Raw genomic sequence first — 14,482 nt, 5'->3', positions numbered from 1 at the left:
AACTAACTAAAAAGGAGTGATACTGTGTTTCAAAAAGTCCTGCGCTACACTGGACGCCACCGGAAGACCACCTACGCCTCCATTCTGGTGCTGGTGGCCGGCGTGGCCATGAGCGTGCTGCCCTATTTCTTCCTCTACCGCCTGCTGAGACCCCTGCTGACTGGGGGCAGTCTCACATTGGAGGAAACCCTGACGAGCGCCGGGGCCATGGCTCTGTGCATGGCCCTCTACGGCCTTCTCTATGTGGAGGGACTGGCACTGTCCCACCGTTCCGCCTATCATACTTTGGAAAACCTCCGGCTCCATCTCCAGAGCAAACTGGAAAAGCAGCCCCTGGGCGCAATCCAGGAGAAAGGTGTTGGAGTCTGGAAGAAGATGTTCATTGACGACATTGAGAGCATGGAACTTCTGCTGGCCCACGCCCTGCCGGAAGGGCTGTCCAATCTGGCGGTGCCGGTGGTGGTATTTGCGGCTATGTTCCTCACGGACTGGAAGCTTGGTCTGCTTTCCCTCTGCTCCCTCCCCCTGGGCGTGCTGGCCATGGGCATGATGTACCGCTCCGGCATGAGCAAGATGGGGGACTACTACGCCGCCGGGCAGAAAATGAACAACACCATCGTGGAGTACATCAACGGCATGGAAGTCGTGAAAGTCTTCAACCGGGACGGAGAGTCCTATCACCGCTTTGAGACCGATGTAAAAAACTACCGGGATTTTACTCTGGATTGGTTCCGGGCCTGCTGGCTGTGGATGGCCCTCTACACCAGCATTTTGCCCTGCGTGGCGCTGGTGCTGCTGCCAGCCGGCGGCTATCTGGTGCTCGCCGGCGCCTCCACCTTGCCGGATTACGCGCTGGTATTGTGCATGTCCTTTTCCGTGGGGCCGCCTTTGGTCCGGGCCATGAACTTTATGTCGGTGCTGCCCCAGCTGAGCTACAAGATTGACCAAATGGAATCTCTGTTCAATATTCCGCCCCTGAAAGAAGGAAAAACGGAGTTCAACGGAAACGATTTGCAGATCCGCTTTGAGAATGTGCGGTTTTCTTACAAGGTGAATTCCGCCGAAGGCGGAAGAGAAGGCGGCCTGGGCCGCGAAAAGGACGAAGTCCTCCACGGCATCTCCTTCTCTGTCCCACAGGGGAGCCTCACTGCTTTGGTGGGAGAATCCGGCAGCGGGAAATCGACCCTTGCCAAGCTGCTGGTCCACTTTTACGATGTGACCGACGGACGCATCACGCTGGGGGGGCAAGACCTGCGAGAGATGTCCCTCGCCTCTCTGAATGAGCAGATCTCCTTCGTGGCGCAGGAGCAGTTCCTGTTCAACACCAGCCTGTTGGAGAACATCCGGCTGGGAAGACCCGGCGCCACCGACGAGGAGGTGCTGGCGGCGGCGGAACGGGCTCAATGCGGAGAGTTTCTGAAACGGCTGGAAAAAGGAATCTATACCATGGCCGGTGACGGAGGCAAGGGGCTTTCCGGCGGAGAGCGGCAGCGGATCGCCCTGGCCCGGGCGATTTTGAAGGACGCTCCCATCGTGGTGCTGGATGAGGCCACCGCTTTTTTGGACCCGGAGAATGAGGAGAAAATGAACGCCGCCATTGCCGAGGTGATCCGGGGCAAGACGGTCATCGTCATCGCCCACCGGCTTCAGTCCATTGCAGGCGCCGATCAGATCGTGGTGCTGGACCAGGGCAATGTGGCAGGGATCGGCCGCCACGATACATTGCGAAAGACTTGCCCCGCCTATGAAAAACTGTGGCGGGCTGCCGAGGGAGCCGCTGCCTGGCGTGTCTCTGCGGAGAAAGGAGGTGACGAGGCATGATCGCGCTGATGAAACGAATCCTGTCCGTATCCGGCCCCTATCAGGGGCGGATCAAGCTGGCCTTTGTCTTTGCGTTCCTGAAGGCCATGCTGTCCAAGGCCCCCATCGGTCTGTCCTTCCTGGCCCTGAGCGCTTTTCTCCAGGGAACCATGACGGCACGGCTGTGCCTGTGGCTGGCGGTGGGCACGGTGGGCTGCGTTCTGCTGGAGTGCCTGTGCCAGAACATCGCCGACCGGCTCCAGGCCGCGGCGGGCTATATGGTATTCGCCGATCTGCGCATGGAGCTGGGACGGCATTTGCGCCGCCTGCCCATGGGCTATTTCACAGAGGGCAACATCGGCAAAATCAGTTCCGTTCTGTCCACCGACATGGTGTTCATTGAGGAGAACTGTATGCACGACATTGCCAACATGATGAGCTATACCTTTGCCCAAGCCATTCTTGTGCTGTGGCTGGCCTTCCTGAATCCCTGGCTGGGACTGGCCGCCCTGGCGGTGGTAGGGATCATTTGGCAGCTGGGCCGCGCTTCCCTGGGGAGCACCCTGGCTCACTCTGATGTCCGACAGGAGCAGAGCGAGGCTCTCACGCGGGCAGTGCTGGATTATGTGGAGGGCATCGGCATCGCAAAGACCTTCAATCTGCTGGGAGAGCGTTCCGCGGAGCTCACCGAGAATTTCGCCCGGAGCCGCAAGGTCAGCATTGCGTTCGAGGAAAGCCAGGCCCCCTGGATGCGGGCTCTCTATCTGGTGTGCGGTCTGGGCTCGGTGCTGATAATTCCCCTGTCCCTCTGGCTCTATGGCCGTGGGCAGCTCTCCATCACCTTCCTGCTGGGTGTCCTGCTCTTCGTCTTTGACCTCTTCGGCCCCATGAAGGCGCTCTACAGCCAGGCCACCCGCCTGACGGTGATGAACGCCTGCATGGACCGGATCGAGGCGGTACTGGCCCAGCCGGAGCTGCCCGACCGGGGCCGGGAATCCTTACCCAAAGCCGGCGGTGCCCCGGAGGTGGAGTTCCGGAATGTCACCTTTGCCTACGGGGAGAAAGAGGTGCTGCATGATGTCTCTTTCACGCTGGAGAAAAACCGGATGCTGGCCCTGGTGGGGCCCTCCGGCGGCGGCAAGAGTACGGTAGCCAACCTGCTCTCCCGGTTTTGGGATGTCAAACAGGGACAGATCCTGGTACGGGGCAGGGACATCCGCGATATTCCTCTCTCTGATCTGATGGATCAGATCTCCATGGTGTTTCAGCGGGTCTATCTCTTCCAGGATACCGTCTACAACAACATCGCCATGGGACGGACAGACGCCACACGGGAGGAGGTCTATGAGGCGGCCAGAAAAGCCCGATGCTATGACTTCATCATGGAACTGCCCGACGGCTTTGACACGGTCATCGGGGAAGGCGGGGCCAGCCTGTCCGGCGGAGAGCGGCAGCGGATCTCCATCGCCCGCTGCATTCTGAAGGACGCGCCCATCGTCATTCTGGATGAGGCCACTGCCAGCGTGGACGCCGACAACGAGAGCTACATCCAGGAGGCCATCACCCAACTGTGCCGGGGCAAGACCCTGCTGGTCATTGCCCACCGACTCAATACCATCCGCCACGCCGATGAGATCCTGGTTATCGACCAGGGGCGCATCGTTCAGGCCGGCGACCATGACACACTGATGGCGGAGGAGGGCATTTACCGCCGCTTCATCACCGCCCGCTCCAATCCCACCGGTTGGTGCCGGTAAAGGCAGAGGTGCGAAAGAAAAGAATGACCGGGATGCGTGTCCCGGTCATTCTTCGTTCCAGCTTCTTCCCTTGATTGATCCCGAAGAGCATACAAAACCAATATGGCGGCATCTTGCAATTTCTTGCGACAAAGAGTATGATGTAGTTAGCAGGCGCTAACCATCATTGAGGTGACCATACTGTATGGATGACAACAAGCAGTTTTGGGAGCGGTTTTCACGGCATTACGCCGGCTTCATGCGCCGCTCTCAGGCGACCTATCAGCAGATCTGCAAAGCAATGCGCCCTTTTCTGAAACGGGACATGGATGTGCTGGAGTTGGCCTGCGGAACAGGCCAGCTGTCCGTGCCGCTGTCTCCATGTGTCCGGAGCTGGGAGGCAACCGACTTTTCAGCTGAAATGATCCGTCAGGCCAAAAAGCAGGTGCATTCGTCCCGGCTCCATTTCTCCGTCCAGGACGCTACCAAGCTGCCCTACGGCCCGGAGAGCTTCGATGCGGTGGTGATCTCCAACGCCCTCCATGTCATGCCTCACCCGGAAAAAGCTCTGGCGGAAGCCTGGCGGGTTCTGAAGCCGGGGGGATGGCTGTTCGCCCCCACCTTTGTCTGGGGCAAAAGCCGAAGCGCCAGACTCCGGCTCTGGTTCATGGGGCTTTCAGGCTTTCGGGTGTATCATGTCTGGACTGCCGGGGAGCTGATGGCCTACCTGTCCGAGCGCGGCTATTCCATCGTTCGCCATCCACTTCTCGGAAGCTCGTTGGCGCCGCTGTGCTGTCTGATGGCCAGGAAGATCCCCGATGAACGGACCGCGGCACGGCAGACCGCCGTCCGGTCCGCGCAGCTCGATGATCCAAAAGTCAAGAAGGAGTGAGAGAACATGTGGAAGTACACAGGGAAGTCAATGGAATGATGTGCGGGATGTGCGAGGCTCATGTCAATGACGCTGTGCGCAAAGCCTGCCCGGTCAAAAAGGTGAGTTCTTCCCGGAGCAAAAACCAGACCGTGACCTCTCTGAAACAGAGCTGGACACGGAGGTGCTCATGAACGCCATTCGCGGCACGGGGTATGAGGTCGGAGCGATCCAGAAAGAGCCGTATAAAAAAAGAGGACTATTCGGTTGAGTTCATTGGCGGCAGCGGTCAGAAAAGAGGCGTGAATATGAACACGGCAATGCAGTCGTTTGGATATGGATTAGCGGCTCTGCTGTTTTGCATCGCTATTCTTGGCGTGTGCCATAATATCAAAAAAGCCGCCCGAAAGTTTTTGAAAAGCCAGCAGACACATAAGGATGAACTGCCGTAAGCGTTTGGAGCTATGGAGCAGGTACGCTTGGCGGTGAACTTACACAGCAGGTCGCTCCTGATTTAAAAGCGCAGATCACATAAAATGCGGTGGAGGCCATATCCAGGCTCCACCGCATTTGATATTCCGTGCCAAATGGCAGGTATTCACTTATCGCGTTGCCGCTCGATAGCAAAGTCCGCCAAATTTGCATAGGCTCATTGCCCGTGCGCATCTTCCCGCATTTTCATTACCTGCTCCAAGTGCGCCTGCACCGCCGCAAAGGATTTTTCGCTGATCACATGCTCGATCCGGCAGGCATCTTCGGTCGCAGTCTCTTCGTCCACGCCTAATTCCATCAGCATCTGGCTCAACACCGTGTGGCGGGTGTACATCGTCTTAGCAATGGCAAGCCCGGTCTCCGTCAGGGTGATCGCACCGTCAGCATCCACATTCACATATCCGTCCTTTTTCAGAATGGACATGGCTCTGCTGACGCTGGGCTTGGTAAAGCCCAACTGCGCTCCCACATCGATAGCTCGAACGAAGGTGCTGTTCTGTGAAAGAATATAGATGGTTTCCAGATACATCTGGCCAGACTCGTGAATCGCCATAGGAACCTCCAAAAAACGGGCGTTTTGCTTATTATAACACAGGAGTCCGACAAGCGCCATTTTTTTCTGTCAACAAAATCCATCCGTCCTCTTGACAAGCGAATTTGCCCTGTATATAATTGCATTAGTTGGCTACCGCTAACCAAGAGGCGGCAGCTATATATTTGGCAATGTGGTTAGCTATTGCTAACCACATTTACTGTCCGTTTTTTCATTTTGCCGTACAGTCTTCGCATGGACATGATTTTGTGAGGGAAACGCCTATGTCAGAGGATCTGCTGATTCGCCATTGTTCTCCCACCCTGGCCGGGATCAAGACGGGAAACCTCTTTTCCTGCGCCTGCCCCAGCCGGAAGGATCTGACGCGAGACTTGTGCCGGCTGAACAAGAAACTGGTGCCCAAGGGCATCCGCGTTCTGCCGCTCCGGGTTTGCAAAGGCCGCGCTTTGATTTACGCCTACCGGCCCAATGCGCTGGAGAGCGATCTGACCGATCACCGCGCCAGAGCCTTGCTTCTCAAATACGGCTATGTGCCGGAAAATCCCAATAGCTGTGTGGTTCACCTGATCCACCGGCTCCGGAGCGAGGGGGAATTCCCCCATGAGATCGGCCTGTTTTTGAGCTATCCGCCGGAGGATGTGCTGGGCTTTATCTGCAATCGGGCGTGCAATCACAAGTGCGTGGGCTGCTGGAAGGTCTACGGCGACGAACAGGCCGCCAGGAGCATCTTTGAAAAATACGAGATGTGCAGCAAAATCTACTCCCGGCAGTGGCAGCAAGGGAAATCCATCGAGCAGCTCACCGTGGCTGGTTGATGTTTCTACCATAACAAATCCAGAAAGAAAGGTCGCTAAAGTCTTATGAGTAAAGTTGCGGTTGTGTATTGGAGCGGCACGGGAAACACCGAGGCCATGGCAATGGCGGTGGCCGAAGGCGCCAAGGGCAAGGGCGCTGAGGTGTCTGTGATTACCGCCGCAGAGTTCTCGCCGGGGCAGGTCGGCGAGTATTCCGCCATCGCCTTTGGCTGCCCCTCCATGGGGTCGGAGCAGCTGGAGGAGAGCGAGTTCGAGCCCATGTTCACCGCCTGTGAGGGCAGGCTGAGCGGGAAGAACATCGCTCTGTTTGGCTCCTACGGCTGGGGCGACGGCGAATGGATGCGCAGCTGGGAGTCCCGCTGCAACAACGACGGCGCCAATCTGGCCTGCGAAAGCGTGATCTGCAACGAGACTCCGGACGATGACGCTCTGGCGGCCTGCCGCGAGCTGGGCGCGTCACTGGCCTGACAAAAGCACCGCAGAAGGCAGGAGGCGATTGTCTCCTGCCTTCTCTCTGGTTCCCCAGCCAGCATAGGCGAAACCAATTTCGAACTCAGAGAAACAGGTCGTGAGAAATCATGCTGAAGGAATATTTATTGAGCCAGGGCTCCGGCACGGGCCGCTGGAGCCACGGTATGCCGGGGGTGCAGATCTGCCGCTTTTCCCTGCCTGAGCCGGTGCAGGAGCCCTTGCGGCCCATCCCAGTGTGCGGCGCACCGCTCCAGTTTGAGGTGCTGTTCTGTTTGACCGGCCGCCTTGCCGTCCGGCCATTACAGGGGACTTCCTATACGGTGGAGGCTCCGGGGATCTTCCTCCTCTCCGACAGCTCCGCTCTCCGCTCGTGTCAGTGTAGCGGAAACCTGGGCGGCGTTTTGATTGCCGTAGACGCCAAAGCCGCAAAAGAAAGCCTTGTGACGGTCTGCTCCACCCTGGGGATGAGGTTGGACACCAGGATCGTCAAGGAGAAGATGACGGCGAGGAACGGCTGCATGGCCCTGTGCGGCACACCTTGGACGCAGTCATTTTTTGAAACGGTTCGCTATCTGTCTGAGCAGGAGCAGGAACGCTACTGTGTTTTCAAGTCGGTGGAACTGCTGTATCTGCTCTGCACCGAGGTATCTGAATCGAATGGCTCTCTCTCCGGCTCAGGCTGCCCAGTATCCCACAGTCTGTTGAAAGTCAAGGCATACATCCAGACGCATCTGTCTGATAAGCTTACCATTGCGTTCCTCTGCAAACAGTTTTCCCTTTCCCCGACCTTCTTGAAAGAAGGGTTCCGCCGCGCCTATGGCATGCCGATTCACAGCTTTTTGGTTCAACAGCGCCTCCGACGGGCACAGGAGCTGATCTGCACCACCCGGATGCCCATTCAGCAAATTGCGCAGGCTGTGGGGTATGAGGGTATGAGCCAGTTCAATGCAGCGTTCAAGCGGGAGTATGGCATGACTCCCGGCCAGTACAGAAAAATGTCGGAAACCGCAACTCTGCGTCCGTTTTGACAGCGACAAACACCCACCTTTTCTGCTACAATAATCAGACATTCCAAAGCATTCAAAGGAGTGACAGCGATGAAACAGCATCGTTTTTGGGCGTGGGGCGCTGTGATCTGCATGATTATGGTCATGGTCACCGGCTACAAACGGAAATAAGGGAAAGGAAGGATCACAATGAGCGTTTATACGAAACTGGCCTGCTTTGCGGGTGGTGCGTTGTTTGGTTCTTTTGGCATCAAGCTGCTGTCCAGCAAGGACGCCAAGAAAGCCTATGTCCATGTCACGGCCGCCGGCCTGCGGATGAAGGATTCGGTCATGGGGACTGTGACCACGGTGCAGGAAAACGCCGCGGACATTCTGGCCTCCGCCAAGGAGCTGAATGAGGACCGGGCTGCAAAGGAAGCGGAGGAAGCCGCCGCTGCCAATCTGGAGAGCGAAGAAGCCTGATTGACCCAGAGGGAGCCGCCAGCGGCTCCCTCTTTTCGTGAAGGAGGAACCTATGAACGCAACCATATTGCACGAAAGCCGGGGGCGCATCCGGTTCCGGCTGCGGCAAAAACAGATGACACTCGCTCAGGCGGATCTGCTGGAGGCATGGATTCAGGGAAAGTCCTGGTGCCGGCAGGTCACCGTCCATGAGCGAACCTGCTGCGTCATCCTGTACTACGATGGGACTCGCCAAGCCGTGCTGAACGAAATTCGGCATTTTTCCTGGCAGGAGGCGGAGCGGACCACCGCGCTGCCCGCCCACAGCAGCCGGGCGCTGAACCGGGAATTTGAGGAGAAGCTGGTAACTAAGGTAGTGTGCAAAGCTGCCTGTACCCTGTTTCTCCCGTCTCCATTGCGGATTGCCCGCATTCTCTGGCACATGATCCCCTTTGTACGGCGAGGACTGCACTGCCTGCTGCGCCGCCGCATCAAGGTGGAGCTGCTGGATGCCCTGTCTATTTCCATTTCTGCCTGCAGAAGGGACTTTGGAACCGCCGGAATGGTCATGTTCCTGCTGGAGGTAGGTGAACTGCTGGAGGAGTGGACAAGGAAGAAATCTGTGGCGGATCTGGCCCGGTGTATGTCGCTGAATGTGGATCGGGTCTGGCTGCGCACGGCCCAAGGCGAAGTGCTGGTCCCTGTGTCCCAGATCCAGCCGGGGGATGCGGTAGTCGTCCGCGCCGGCGGCATCGTCCCCGTGGACGGCCTGGTGCTGGAGGGGGAGGTCACTGTCAATCAGGCGTCCCTCACCGGCGAATCCATCCCGGTACCCAAGCGCCCCGGAGGCGCGGTCTATGCCGGCACCGTGGTAGAGGAGGGCGAATGTGTGCTGGAAGTGAAGCAAGCCTCCGGCCAGAGCCGCTATGACCAGATCGTTCACATGATCGAGCAGTCGGAGCAGATGAAGTCGGAGGCTGAGAGCAAGGCCGCCAATCTGGCGGACAAGCTGGTGCCCTATACCTTTGCCGGGAGCCTCATCAGCTTTGCCCTCACCCGGAATGTGGCACGGGCCCTGTCGGTGCTGATGGTGGACTTCTCCTGCGCACTGAAGCTGGCCATGCCTCTGGCCGTCCTCTCCGCCATGCGGGAGGCGGGACGGGCCCATATCACCGTCAAGGGCGGCAAGTTCCTGGAGGCGGTGGCTGCCGCCGACACCATCGTTTTCGACAAGACCGGCACTCTGACCCACGCCTGCCCCCGGGTGGCTCAGGTGGTATCTTTCGGCACCAAGGAGGAAGCCGAAATGCTGCGGCTGGCTGCCTGTCTGGAGGAGCACTTCCCCCATTCCATGGCCAACGCCGTGGTGGAGGAGGCGAAGCGCCGGGGCCTGCGTCACGAGGAGTACCACTCCAAGGTGGAGTATCTGGTGGCTCACGGCATCGCCAGCACCGTCGATGGGGAGCAGGTCCTCATCGGCAGCGCCCACTTTGTCTTTGAGGATGAGGGCTGCGTCATTCCAGAGGGCGAACAGGAACGCTTTGACGCCCTGCCGCCGGAATATTCTCACCTGTATCTGGCCGTAGGCGGACAGCTGGCCGCCGTGATCTGCATCTCCGACCCGCTGCGGGAGGAGGCGAAGGAAGTCCTGTCCGCCCTCCGCGCCCTGGGGATCACCAGTACCGTCATGCTTACCGGCGACAGTTACCGCACCGCCGCAGCCGTTGCCGCCCAGGTGGGAGTGGATGACTTCCGCGCCGGAGTCCTGCCGGCGGACAAGGCGGAGTATGTGGCAAGGCTCCGCCGGGAGGGGCATACTGTCCTGATGGTGGGCGACGGCATCAACGACTCGCCGGCCTTGTCCGAGGCGGACGCGGGCATCGCCATCAGCGACGGCGCCGCCATCGCCCGGGAAATCGCGGACATCACCATTGCCGCCGACAGCCTCTGGGAACTGGTAGAGCTGCGCCAGATCGCCATGGCTCTAATGGCGCGCATCCACTCCAATTATCGTTTTGTCATTGGCTTCAATGGTGCTTTGATCGCTCTGGGCGTAGCCGGAGTCCTGCCGCCAGCCACCTCCGCCACGCTGCACAACCTCTCCACTCTGGGTGTCAGTCTGCGGAGCATGAGCCGGCTGACTACTCAGACGCAGTCCACTCGGGGCAACAATTTGCAGAATGGATAAAAAAAGATTTCTTTCCGCTTGGTAGCTTGTGCTTTTTGCGCGGTTGCACATGGCTAACTCCATGTGCTATAATAAGCCCACGATGCGCAGTGCGTGATGCATGGTAAGTCCAATCGCCGCTGCGCATCTTTTTTCGCAAAGTAGTTAGCCATAGCTAACCTCATGAAAGAAAGGGGAGGATTGTATCAGACCGTATCGTTCTACCATAGCTATTTCAAGGGTGTTGTGGTATTGTTTGTGTTGCCGAAGGAGGTGAACTGACATGGCAGAAAAGCGAATGACGGACGGCAGCATGGCACTGCAGGAAAAAAAGTATCGGGTCATAACCATTGAGGCCACGGAAAAGCCAAAGGATGTGAAACTGCGGGTCGCTGCCTACGCCCGTGTCAGTTTGGCCTCGGATGACCAGCTCAACTCCTTCGCCGCACAGAATTCGTACTACACCATCCTGATCTCCAGCAAGGAAAATTGGAGCATGGTGGACATATACGCCGACGAGGGCATCACCGGCACATCGGCTGAGAAGCGTGGAGACTTCCAGCGGCTCTTGGCAGATTGCCGCAGAGGTCTGATCGACCGAGTGCTGGTAAAGTCCATCTCCCGCTTTGCCCGCAATACCAAGGAATGTCTGGAGACGATTCGAGAGCTGAAATCGCTGGGGGTTGGGGTGTGCTTCGAAAAAGAGAACATCGACACCGCAACCATGTCCGGCGAAATGATGACCGCACTGTTCGCATCCTTCGCCCAGGCAGAGAGCGAGTCCATCTCCGGTAATATGCGCTGGGGAATTCAAAAACGAATACAGGCTGGAACATACATACCTGCGAGGCTGCCTTATGGATATACACTACAGGACCGCTGCATACAAATTGTGGAGGAACAGGCCGCTATCGTTCAACGAATATTCCAAGAGTATCTTTCCGGCAAGAGTACAGAGCGGATAGCTTCTGACCTACGAAAAGAAGGCGTTCCATGTAAATCAGGCGAAGCTGCATGGGATTCGACCGCAATTCGATATATCATCTCAAATGAAAAATACATTGGCGATTCTGTGTGGCAAAAATACTTCTCAACAGATACGCTTCCCTATAAGTGCCGACTAAACCGTGGGCAGAAGGTTTCTTACTATGCACACGGGACACATGAAGGAATTGTATCAAAAGAAGATTTTGAGAAAGCAAATGCTTTGATGAAATTTCGTGCGCAGAAGATTACATTAACGAAAAACAGTCCGTATGCGTTTCGAAAAAAGATAGTATGCGGCGACTGCCAGTCACTATTTCGTCGCAAGGTTGTGCGCGGCATCACATACTGGGTATGTATAGGACACGATAAAAAGAGACATGACCTCAAATGCGGCATTACACCAATTGCAGAAGATGAAATAACAAATGCTTTCATCCGCCTATACTATAAACTCAAGCACCATGGCGAACCCATCCTCATGGGAATGGCCACCTCGCTCCAAGCCATCCGCAACCGCCGGATGCTCTGGAGCCTGGATGTCATTGAACTCAACAAGCAAATATCCGATCTTACCAGTCAGAATCAAATGTTGGCCACGCTGAAACAACAGGGCCTCATTGATCCTGACATTTTTATATCCCAGAGCAATGAGTTGACCGAGCAGCTCCGCGCTGTAAAGCTGAAAAAGGAGCGTCTTCTGACCGTCGATGGCGACAACACCATCGCCCAAACAAGAGAGCTGATGGAAATCTTGAATGATGGCCCGGACTTCCTTGACAGTTGGTACCCAGACTGCTGGAAGCCGATCTGATCGTGTTTGCATCACCTTTGTATTTCTGGACCATCTCATCCCAGCTCAAAGCGGTGATCGAGCGGTTCTATTCCTTGGCCCAGGAGGACCCGCAGCCGCCTATGGGCCGGTATGAAAAATATCCCTTCCGGGACTGTGCCCTGCTCATGACCTCTGCGGACAATTTCTTCTGGACCTTTGAGCAGGCCGTGGCCTATTACCGGTTTACCCTGGTGCGGTATATCGGTTTCCGGGACAGGGGAATGCTGCTGGCAGGGGGCTGCGGCAGCACCAATGGCAGACCGCAGATCGGGGAGACCGATTATCTTCGGCAGGCCTATGAGTTTGGAAAGGGCATTTATTAAAAGGAGAAATAGAAAAAGAGTGGGATTTCATATTGAAATCCCACTCTTTTGTTTTGATCGGGTGATAGGCAGTTTAGGCCTTCCAGCTGATATCCTGGAAGCGGATGTTGCCGCCGGCGTTGATGTCCACGCCTTCCAGGTTTGCGTTGTAAGCCCGCAGATACAGATCCTGATACAGGGAGACCTGGGGGCACAGCTCATTGAGCTGCACGGTGACTTCCTTCAGAACGACTTCTCTAGCCGCAGAATCCACGGTAGCGGCCGCCTCATCGATGAGGGCGTCGATTTCCGGGTTGTTCAGACGGGTCTTGTTGGAAGCGCCGATGGACTTACTGTGGTACACGCCCACCAGATAGGAGACCATGTCGCTGGAGGAATAGCCGCCGATGGAAGCGGTGAAGTTGCCTTCCGCAGTGGTGGACAGGTAAGTGGCCAGGTCCATGCTTTCGATCTCGCAGTTGATACCGATTTCGCTCAGATTGGACTGGATTACTTCGGCAGCCCGCTTCTTGGTGTCGTTGGAGCAGATGATGCTCATTTCCACAGAGGCAGGATCCATACCGGAAGCGTCCATATATTCCTGGGCTTTCTTCACATCAAAGGTGTCGGCACCTTCGTCAGTGGAGCCCAGCATGCCAAGGGGAGTGGAGGAATAAGCCGGAGTAGCCATGCCGTTCATGGCAACAGTCACCAGGTCATCACGGTTGATGGCCGAGTTGATGGCGTGGCGCACATTCTGATTGTCCAGGCCGGGCTTCTCGTTGTTGAGCATCAGCCAGTTGATGGCAGTGGAATCGTGCTTCAGCAGAGTCAGGTCGCTGTTGCTTTCGATACGCTCAGCATCCATGGCTTCCACTTCGATGATCATGTCCACTTCTCCGGCTTCCAGGGCGATGGTACGGGAGGAGCCTTCGGGAATGATCTTCCAGGTCATGCTCTTGATGGAGGGGGCGCCCTCATAAAAGTCCTCAAAAGCTTCGAACTGGATGCTGTCGCCCCGCTTCCACTCTACAAACTTGTAGGGGCCGGAACCGATGGGGTTTTCGTTGAAGTCGTTGCCGTTGTCCAACAGCTCCTTGGGCACGATGGAGTTGCCATGATGGCACAGATCGTACAGCAGGGTGGCAGAGGGGCCATCGGTGGTCATTTTCACGGTGTACTCATCCACCGCTTCCACGGTGAGGATGGAGCCGTTGTACAGATTGACTTCCGGGCAGGTCTTGGCGTAAGTGATGGAAGCCACCACATCTTCCGAGGTCAGGTCGCTGCCGTCGTGGAACTTGACGCCCTGCTTCAGATGGAAGAGCCATTCGGTGTCGCTGGTGTTCTCGTATGTGTCCACCAGTTCAGGGACAGGGTTCAGATCGGCATCTGTTTCAAACAGGCTGCTGTAAACCAGCTGGTTCATATAGTCCCCGGCCACGGCGTTGTGGTCATAGGGGCCCATGGAAGGAGTTTCGCTCATGGTGGCTACCACCAGGCTGTCCTTTCCTTCTCCGCCGTTTCCGGAGGAGCTGCCTGTATCTTTGCTGCAGCCGGACAGCAGAGCCAGGGTCATCACCGAGGCCAGCAGCAGGCTGAGCAAACGGGTCTTGCGGTTTGTCATGGTTTCACCTCATTTGAGAATTTGCATTCCACCAGGGGAAATGTCTTTTACAGATTAAATTATATTTTGCAAGAAATATTTTTGCAATATTTATTTTATCAAATCGTAATATTTCGTAAGAACCATGGAGCTTTGCCGAAAAGAGGGGGAGGTTATTATCTATTTTGTACATAAATAATCGTTATATTTTTCACATTATAGACAAATAACGGTGGACCTGTAAAGTGGGAAAAACAGCAAAGGGGATGAATAAATATAAATAAATAGACCATAACAACAGGCGGATTCCGGGATTTATTGAATAATATTACTAAAAAATGAAAAAACTATTGCAAAATGAGAAAATGGAAAATATAATTAGGGAGCAAAATGCAAAGCGTT

At 56.2% G+C, this 14,482-nt stretch carries 13 protein-coding genes; 11 read left to right on the top strand and 2 right to left on the bottom strand.

The genetic code is table 11. From position 1 onward, the window contains the following. Positions 1 to 24: 24 nt before the first annotated feature. From H6A25_RS04435 to H6A25_RS12725, 4 genes are all read left to right on the top strand, one after another. Positions 25 to 1,821: an ATP-binding cassette domain-containing protein gene (locus H6A25_RS04435; protein ID WP_204750794.1), complete on the top strand. Its 1,797-nt coding sequence runs from the start codon at positions 25 to 27 to the stop codon at positions 1,819 to 1,821. Continuing rightward, positions 1,818 to 3,557, top strand: a complete 1,740-nt coding sequence (locus tag H6A25_RS04430) for an ABC transporter ATP-binding protein (RefSeq protein ID WP_204750793.1) — start codon at positions 1,818 to 1,820, stop codon at positions 3,555 to 3,557. Before H6A25_RS04435 ends, H6A25_RS04430 begins: the two co-directional genes overlap by 4 nt. 184 nt (positions 3,558 to 3,741) lie before the next feature. Then, positions 3,742 to 4,428: a class I SAM-dependent methyltransferase gene (locus H6A25_RS04425; protein ID WP_204750792.1), complete on the top strand. Its 687-nt coding sequence runs from the start codon at positions 3,742 to 3,744 to the stop codon at positions 4,426 to 4,428. 287 nt (positions 4,429 to 4,715) lie between these two features. Then, a complete protein-coding gene (locus H6A25_RS12725; RefSeq protein ID WP_243413619.1) occupies positions 4,716 to 4,859 on the top strand; it encodes a hypothetical protein in 144 nt (47 codons plus the stop codon). A 197-nt stretch (positions 4,860 to 5,056) separates the two neighbouring features. Here H6A25_RS12725 and H6A25_RS04415 read toward each other — a convergent pair whose 3' ends face one another. Next, entirely contained in the window at positions 5,057 to 5,452 is a 396-nt protein-coding gene (locus H6A25_RS04415) for a metal-dependent transcriptional regulator (RefSeq protein WP_204750790.1), read from the bottom strand. A 263-nt stretch (positions 5,453 to 5,715) separates the two neighbouring features. Between H6A25_RS04415 and H6A25_RS04410 the strand changes: the two genes are divergently transcribed. The 7 genes from H6A25_RS04410 (at position 5,716) to H6A25_RS04380 (ending at position 12,495) form a co-directional block, all read left to right on the top strand. Further along, complete coding sequence (locus tag H6A25_RS04410; RefSeq protein ID WP_204750789.1) at positions 5,716 to 6,267, top strand: DUF3793 family protein; 552 nt, start codon at positions 5,716 to 5,718, stop codon at positions 6,265 to 6,267. Positions 6,268 to 6,312: 45 nt separating this feature from the next. After that, positions 6,313 to 6,735, top strand: a complete 423-nt coding sequence (locus H6A25_RS04405) for a flavodoxin (protein ID WP_204750788.1) — start codon at positions 6,313 to 6,315, stop codon at positions 6,733 to 6,735. Between the two features lie 110 nt (positions 6,736 to 6,845). Continuing rightward, the gene (locus tag H6A25_RS04400; protein ID WP_204750787.1) at positions 6,846 to 7,766 is read left to right on the top strand and encodes a helix-turn-helix domain-containing protein; all 921 of its coding nucleotides are present in this window, start codon (positions 6,846 to 6,848) and stop codon (positions 7,764 to 7,766) included. A gap of 168 nt (positions 7,767 to 7,934) precedes the next feature. Then, positions 7,935 to 8,207 carry a DUF6110 family protein gene (locus tag H6A25_RS04395; protein WP_006575244.1) on the top strand — a complete coding sequence of 91 codons (273 nt, stop codon included), beginning with the start codon at positions 7,935 to 7,937 and terminating at the stop codon, positions 8,205 to 8,207. A gap of 52 nt (positions 8,208 to 8,259) precedes the next feature. Beyond that, positions 8,260 to 10,374, top strand: coding sequence for a heavy metal translocating P-type ATPase (locus H6A25_RS04390; protein ID WP_204750786.1), 2,115 nt, complete (start codon positions 8,260 to 8,262; stop codon positions 10,372 to 10,374). Between the two features lie 262 nt (positions 10,375 to 10,636). Next, on the top strand, positions 10,637 to 12,151 hold the full coding sequence (locus H6A25_RS04385) for a recombinase family protein (RefSeq protein WP_204750785.1): 1,515 nt from the start codon (positions 10,637 to 10,639) through the stop codon (positions 12,149 to 12,151). Continuing rightward, a complete protein-coding gene (locus tag H6A25_RS04380; RefSeq protein WP_204750784.1) occupies positions 12,121 to 12,495 on the top strand; it encodes an NAD(P)H-dependent oxidoreductase in 375 nt (124 codons plus the stop codon). The genes H6A25_RS04385 and H6A25_RS04380 overlap by 31 nt, the downstream gene beginning before the upstream one ends. A 73-nt stretch (positions 12,496 to 12,568) precedes the next feature. On the opposite strand, the gene H6A25_RS04375 is transcribed toward H6A25_RS04380, so the two are convergent. Then, the gene (locus H6A25_RS04375; protein WP_204750783.1) at positions 12,569 to 14,101 is read right to left on the bottom strand and encodes an ABC transporter substrate-binding protein; all 1,533 of its coding nucleotides are present in this window, start codon (positions 14,099 to 14,101) and stop codon (positions 12,569 to 12,571) included. Between the last annotated feature and the right edge of the window lie 381 nt (positions 14,102 to 14,482).

Origin of the sequence: Intestinimonas butyriciproducens (genome assembly GCF_016901775.1) — a bacterium.
GTDB lineage: Bacteria > Bacillota > Clostridia > Oscillospirales > Butyricicoccaceae > Pseudobutyricicoccus.
The sequence above is the reverse complement of the archived record's forward strand: the minus strand, read 5'-3'. Positions and strand labels throughout refer to the sequence as shown.